This is a genomic window from Streptococcus cristatus (genome assembly GCF_001578775.1).
GTDB lineage: Bacteria > Bacillota > Bacilli > Lactobacillales > Streptococcaceae > Streptococcus > Streptococcus cristatus_A.
In genome coordinates, this window is the sequence record NZ_KQ969062.1 from 116,964 (window position 1) to 123,737 (window position 6,774).

At 43.9% G+C, this 6,774-nt stretch carries 5 protein-coding genes and 1 pseudogene; all 6 read left to right on the forward strand.

Annotated features, from left to right (window positions below; genetic code table 11):
• On the forward strand, positions 1-2,024 hold a 2,024-nt coding region (locus tag SCRDD08_RS00570), incomplete at its 5' end, for an FtsK/SpoIIIE domain-containing protein (protein ID WP_081104234.1).
• 14 nt (positions 2,025-2,038) lie between these two features.
• Positions 2,039-2,407, forward strand: a complete 369-nt coding sequence (locus SCRDD08_RS00575; protein WP_061421979.1) for a hypothetical protein — start codon at positions 2,039-2,041, stop codon at positions 2,405-2,407.
• 3 nt (positions 2,408-2,410) lie between these two features.
• Positions 2,411-4,567, forward strand: coding sequence for a hypothetical protein (locus SCRDD08_RS00580; protein ID WP_061421980.1), 2,157 nt, complete (start codon positions 2,411-2,413; stop codon positions 4,565-4,567).
• Between the two features lie 12 nt (positions 4,568-4,579).
• Positions 4,580-5,560, forward strand: a complete 981-nt coding sequence (locus SCRDD08_RS00585; protein ID WP_061421981.1) for a hypothetical protein — start codon at positions 4,580-4,582, stop codon at positions 5,558-5,560.
• Positions 5,550-5,903 (forward strand): hypothetical protein, encoded by a 354-nt coding sequence (locus SCRDD08_RS00590; protein ID WP_061421982.1) that lies wholly within the window; start codon positions 5,550-5,552, stop codon positions 5,901-5,903. The genes SCRDD08_RS00585 and SCRDD08_RS00590 overlap by 11 nt, the downstream gene beginning before the upstream one ends.
• Positions 5,904-6,087: 184 nt before the next feature.
• Positions 6,088-6,774 (forward strand): annotated as a pseudogene (locus tag SCRDD08_RS00595) (type VII secretion protein EssC); the annotation flags it as partial.

Genomic DNA, 6,774 nt, shown 5'->3' on the forward strand with positions numbered 1-6,774 from the left:
GCTCGCTCGGGATTCACCTGATCCTCGCCACCCAGAAACCATCCGGGGTGGTCGATGACCAGATCTGGTCTAACTCCCGCTTTAAGTTGGCGCTTAAGGTAGCCGATCGAGGCGACTCTATGGAAATGCTTCATACGCCAGATGCGGCAGAGATCACTCAGACAGGAAGAGCTTATCTGCAAGTCGGTAACAATGAAGTCTATGAACTCTTCCAGTCAGCCTGGTCGGGGGCGGATTACCAGCCGGACAAGGATGATATGGGCATTGAGGACCATACAATTTATTTAATCAATGAATTGGGCCAATATGAAATCTTGAATGAAGACCTATCCGGCTTAGAAGAGGCGGATGAGATCAAGGAAGTTCCGACGGAATTAGACGCTATTGTCCAGAACATTAAGCTTCTGACCGAGAGCCAGCGCATTGCGCCAGTGCCCCAGCCATGGCTGCCGCCGCTCCGCGAGCGCATCACCTTGGAAGAATTAGAGCCCATCAACTTCCAAAACGAATGGGCCAAGGAGCCATCTGACCTGAACTTGCTTTTAGGTATGGCCGACATGCCGCAGCAGCAGGCTCAGGAAGTGGCGTCCATCAATTTGACCCGCGACGGCAACGTCTTACTCTACGGCAGTCCGGGGACCGGGAAGACGACTTTCCTCCAGAGTACGGCTATGGATTTGGCCAGAAAGCATTCTCCAAAGGACTTGACCCTTTATCTGCTGGACTTTGGGACCAATGGCTTAGCGCCTCTCGCCAACCTGCCCCATGTGGCGGACACGCTTCTTCTTGACCAAAGTGAGAAGGTGGCTAAGTTTGTGCGGATCATGGAGAGCGAGCTCAACCGCCGGAAGAAACTCCTGTCGGAATACGGTGTCGGCACCATTGCCCTCTACCGGGAAGCCAGCGGGAAAGAAGAGCCGACCATTGTAGTCCTGCTGGATAGTTTTGAATCTGTCAAGGAAGAACCCTTTGGCGAATCTGTCTTCCAGCTTCTGGTCAAGCTGTCACGGGAAGGTCTGAGTTTGGGCATCCATGTCATTATGACGGCTAGTCGGCAGAACAATATCCGGGTGACACTCTATTCTAACTTCAAGCATCAACTCACCCTCAAGCAGAATGATTTGAGCGAAGCCAAGACCATCGTGGGCAGCAGCAGTGACCCCTTGGTTAAACTGATGGAAGACATTAAGGGTCGGGCGTTGATGCAGCGCGAAGCCCTCAACAGCGTCCAGCTGGCCCTGCCAGTCGCGGGAGACAATGACATCCAGGTCATTAACAATCTGCGGAATCGGGTTCAAGAATTAAACGAAGCCTGGACCGGTGAGACACCGCAGGCTATCCCGATGGTGCCGGAAGAGTTGACCCAGTATGACTTTTACAATCGTAAGACGGTCAAAGAAGCTTATGACAAGGGGCTCCTGCCATTGGGTCTTGATATGGAAACCGTGGAAGCTGTCACATGGAATCTAGCTAAGGGAAATCTGCTTTACCTGAATGAGAAGGAAGAGCAGATGACCGAGTTTCTGGAGCAGATCTCAAGAAGCCAGCAGAAGGTCATCGTTCTTGCACCACAGTATCACCGGATACCGGCTATGGATGGGGTGACCATGATTGCAGATTCCAAAGACTATCTGAAAGGTTTGGGTAGTTTGGAGAAACGCATCCAAGAACGCTTGGAACAGAAAGAGCAGGAACATGTTGCAACTTTAGTTGTTTATAATATGCGTGAGTTGGTCGGAGAGTTGGAGCAGGATGCAATTGACAGTTTAGCCCGTGTTTTAGATCGGGGCTTACGGAGTGGCTATGGTTCAATTGTGATGAGTGACCCACTGCTAAATAATAGGATTGATGCAGCTTCAAAAATAGCCAGAACCTTTAAACAAGGTTTGTTAGGTGTTCGTGTAGCAGATCAAAGCATTCTCTCTGTGAACAATCGTCCACCAAAAGAAGGTCACTTAGAAGAACAAGCTCATTATTACATTGCGGATAGTATCGTACATAATATCAAAGTGATGATGTTATAGGAGGAAAATAAGAAATGGGAAAAGCGGCAATTCAAGCCCAGATAAATGCAAAGCGAGGAGAGCTTATTGTTTTAAATGGTAAAATCAGTGAATTAACAGCATGTCTAAATGCACTCACAGCCTTTTCGACTGATATAGAATATGTCTTGAAGAGTCATGAACATATTAAAGCAACGTATCATTTAGCTGGAACTCCTTATTTGAATGAAACCAATAATGAAGAAGATATTATAAAACAGGCGGAGCGAAGTCTTTCTGAAAAGAAAGATGAAGTTGTAAGGAAACTGAGTCTAAAAATTGTTGAATTAGAGGGTCAGAAGTTGGCAATAGGCACTGCAATCACTATATTGGAGATGTCTAAAAGTATGACTAAGGAGGCTTAAGGGATGAGTGATATTATCAAAGTACATGATTTACCGGCGATAAATCGCTATAGCTCAGCTGTACAGGAATTTTCTAAGAATGTAGATGAAGCTTCAAAGCAGACAATGCGAGAGTTTAATGATAAGGCGGGTAAGTCAGGTGGTGAGGAAGATACAGGAGAGGCTATCAATGCTTTCTTTGAACGTCTAAATACATTACAGACGCAAGTATTTCATAATTTTCCCACTACAATTACCCACTTTTCTACAGCTTTATCGTATTTTGAAAACAGTGCGACGGGTGCTGGTTTTCAAAAGAAAGCCTGGACACAGCAATCAGGGAATGATACTGTATATCAAAAACTGAATGGTATCGGTTCTGAACAATATGAGGAGGTAGAAGAAAAAGCAAATAAACTTCAAACCCTGTTGGACGATGCGACAAATAAATTGGGTATTGCATCAGAAGACTTGACTTCTATCAAAGTCACTGCGGGAGATCAACTATCTGAAGCTGCAGCAGCGCGTAGAAAAACCCATAACGCCTTGCAGGAAGCTCATGACACACTAGCTCAGCGTGTGACGGAGGTAGAAGCAGAGTTACAGATACTACTGACTCAAATTAATAGCGCTCGCGCAGTTTGTAGTATACCTGCTACCAGCATTTTGGAAGGAATCAAGAACGGTAGTTTTAGAAAGAGTAAGATAGGCTATTTCGATAGTCTCCAGACGGAAGCGGATGGGCGTGCCTTAGGTGCTATCCTCAGTAAGCAACCAGAGGAGATGTTAAAGGAGAAGCCGGAAACTTTGAGTGAAGGGCTGTATCTGATCGGAGCGCAGCAGATGATGGAGTGGATTCAAACTGATGATGCAGCTACTCTCAATCGTCTGCTTGATGCGATGGGCAAGCGTGATTTCTCTGCCAATGCGCCGTTTCTGAAAGGTTTTCAGCAGGCTGGACTTAAAATGGGGGATACGACTACTGAAGCTATGGATAAGGAATACCAGAAGAACGGTAACTTAAATAGCGAACAGATGTCTAAATACAGCGCTTATGTAGATTTATCGGATAAGTTTGTTGGCCTGATGGAATCTCTTTATATGCTGGAGATTGGGACAGTGCGAACAACGAAAGGAAGCTTACATAAAAACTCGCGTTTGTATACAACAGATACGACGACTGCGCTTTCGATTACTAACTTGGATAAAAACAGTGCAACGATTGGGCTTAATGCGGATATCATCAAACGAAAAATGACCACAGAGTCTAATGCCTATGGGATGACTTACCCTGTAGGTGATCACACTAGTAAGGAGAGAAAGAATTATGTTACTCAAATTTTCTCAACTTACGATGGTGCAGATTCTTGGGATAAACAAACCCGTTTAGGAGAACTCGCGGAGTCTCGGAAAAAAGCACGGGAAGATTTGGCTGTTAGTTTGGCTAAGGGCGTCGGTTATTCAGCATTGACAGTTTTTGCGCCACAAGTAGTTCCTTTAGTCATGGCTATAGATGGTTTGGCAACTAATGATAACGCTAAGTTTGCCGACCAGTTTGGTTCTTTTGTGGATAAGGATATGACGGTTGGAGGCAAGACTCTCAAAGGCGGCTTTACAGGAACGGGTTCGTATGTCTTTGGGGTCTCATTGCCGATTGAATCCCTTGAAAATTACATGGCATACAAAAATCAGCTAAACGTTATTCAAAATGAAGAGGATAAAATTCGTCTTCAGTTTATTGACAAATTTTTAGATAAGGGGGGCGCTGGCTTAGGGCAGGAGCTTTCTGATGGAAAGATTGTCAATGTTTCTTCTCTGATGCGGCATGACTTCAAATCCACTCTTATTTTAAAGGAAATGGATAATCAAGGGATTGTTCCTTATGTCGACTATGCCCGGACAGCAGAGGGATTTGAATTAACTGATACAGGCAGTACTCGACAAATTATTAAGGACACAATAAATAAAATAAATGGAAATGAAAATGGACTTCATATTTCATCGAAAGTTCAATCCTATTTATTGGGAGATAAGAATTCCAGCCTTTCATTGACAGATATGAGCAATCGTCAAATTACGGAATTTCAGACAGTTTTAGAGCGGCTTCCGATAAATGCCCCTAACTACGGTGCGACTGGGACTGAAGAATATAAGCATTATATAGACAGTCGATATAAATAAGGAGGAAAGCACATGAAGAAAAAGTGGATCATAGTATCAGTCTTCCTTTTAGGTCTATTAGCTTTAATTGGAGCTTATGATGCTTATCAATACTTGACTTATGGACGCTATAAAGAAATGATGGTTGAAATTCAGCCTCATACTTATGAGTTTATTGAAAACAAACAAGCGTTGGTTATTTCATGGGAATCAACGAAAACAGAGAAAAGCACAGAAAACAAAAGTGATGATAGTGTTCCAAGAGGATTTGGTGCAGCAGTTTATGGAAAAAGATATTTATCAACCGAAAGTTATCAATTTATCCATCCCTTTCATGACCCAGATTTTAACTTAAAAGATTTGAGCTGGGGAGAGTTTTGGAAGATACAGGTCTACGATGTCAGTACGGACCAGCTAACCCGTAAGGAATATGATTTGCTTGAGGCGATTCGGGAATATGATGACAGCTATGTACCTTATTCCAGTTATACAGCATTTTTTAGTTATAGCAACCAAGAATATCGGACAATCAACTTAGAAAAGGTTGGAGGGGGGAGTGGGCGCATTGTCTTATTTAATCTGGCAACTGGCAAAATAGAAGATGTTCCGCAAGGTATAGATGTTCCTAAAGATACTAGAGATACTAGTATTTTTAGGACTTCCACTAGTCTTGAAAAATATTATGAAGAACCAATTAATAATATATTCTCTTCTATTTCTTTACCGAATTCTGTTATTAAACAATCTTCGGACTGGCGTTTGAAGGAAGAGTATCCCAAGGCTTATGAGCTGATGACCAAACAGGGAGGTCAGCTCTATCTGTTAAGCAATGAGACGGATTTTAAGCTGCAGTCTAATATTTACAATCTCTTGATTCCGAAAGATAGACAACTGTTTGACAACCTGACAGTTTACGGAAGTGTGACCAAAGACGGCCAGGACCATGTGGTGAATTCCTATGAAGAATTTATCAGTGTCCTAAAAACAGATGAGGAGGAAAGCAATGGCAATTAAACGCATCCAACCCATGCGGATTCAAAGCATCAAGGCTAGTATCAATGCTTCGACTGAAGAAATTTCTCAAGGGATGAAAAGTATCATTGAAGCCCCTGTGACAGACAGTTTAGAATCCTGTGCAGGTCTTGCGAAAACTTGTATGGAAAACTTAGTCGAAACCGTTGATTCATTGGATTTATTCATGAACAATATAGCACAAGCTTTTCAAAACATGGATACGGATTTAGCAGGATCGATTCAGTCCAATGATATGTATAGCATTTCTCCGCAGAAACATACGGAGAGCCAACGCATCCAACAGAAAATTTACGATGCATCCATTTATAAAGAACTTCCGTAGTATCTCCCACCTGAATTTTTATTCAGGTGGTTTTTCTATATCAATTTTTCATTCCTCTCCCGGATATACATGCGGATTATGGTATAATGGGACAAGGAAATTTTTCCTGACTAGTCCTTTGAAAATTTTATTCTGAGTTCGTAAGGGTTCAGCTCTGCTATTTTCCAAAAAAGAATAAAATCCCTACCACCGGTCTCCTCGGATTATCTACCGGGGGAGTGAGGACAAGATCCTGCTCAACCCGCCGGGGGCAGAGCCTAATAAACCAACAGACGAGCTCTTAAAACTGATCGTGCCGCCCCTGCTCATGATTGGGGTGGTGGTGCTGATCACTCTCATCCAGCCGCGGGGGATCTATATCCTGGCCACCATGGCCATGTCGGCCGCCAGCATTGTCTTCTCGGTCCGAGGCTTCATCAAGAACCGCAAAAAGTACAAGGCGGACAAAGAGGAGCGGATCCATCTCTACCATCTCTATCTGAAAGACAAGGCGATGGAGCTGACCAAGCTCGAGCGGGAACAAAAGGAAGGCATGCATTACCATTTTCCCAATATTCTAGAGCTGACCGATCTGGTCGAAAGCTACAGCCACCGGATCTATGAAAAGACATCACTCCATTTTGACTTTCTTTACTACCGCTTAGGTCTGGGCAAGGTTCCCACCAGCTACCAGCTGACCTATGGGCAAGAGGAGCGAAGTGGCAAGAAAGACGCCCTGGAAGAAGAGGGCTATGCGCTTTATAGCCGTCATAAAAAGATTCCAGATATGCCCATTCCGGCCAATCTCAGCCATGGGCCGGTGGGCTATATCGGCCCAAGAAATCTAGTCTTGGAGCAGTTGCAACTTCTAGTCATGCAGCTTGCCACTTTT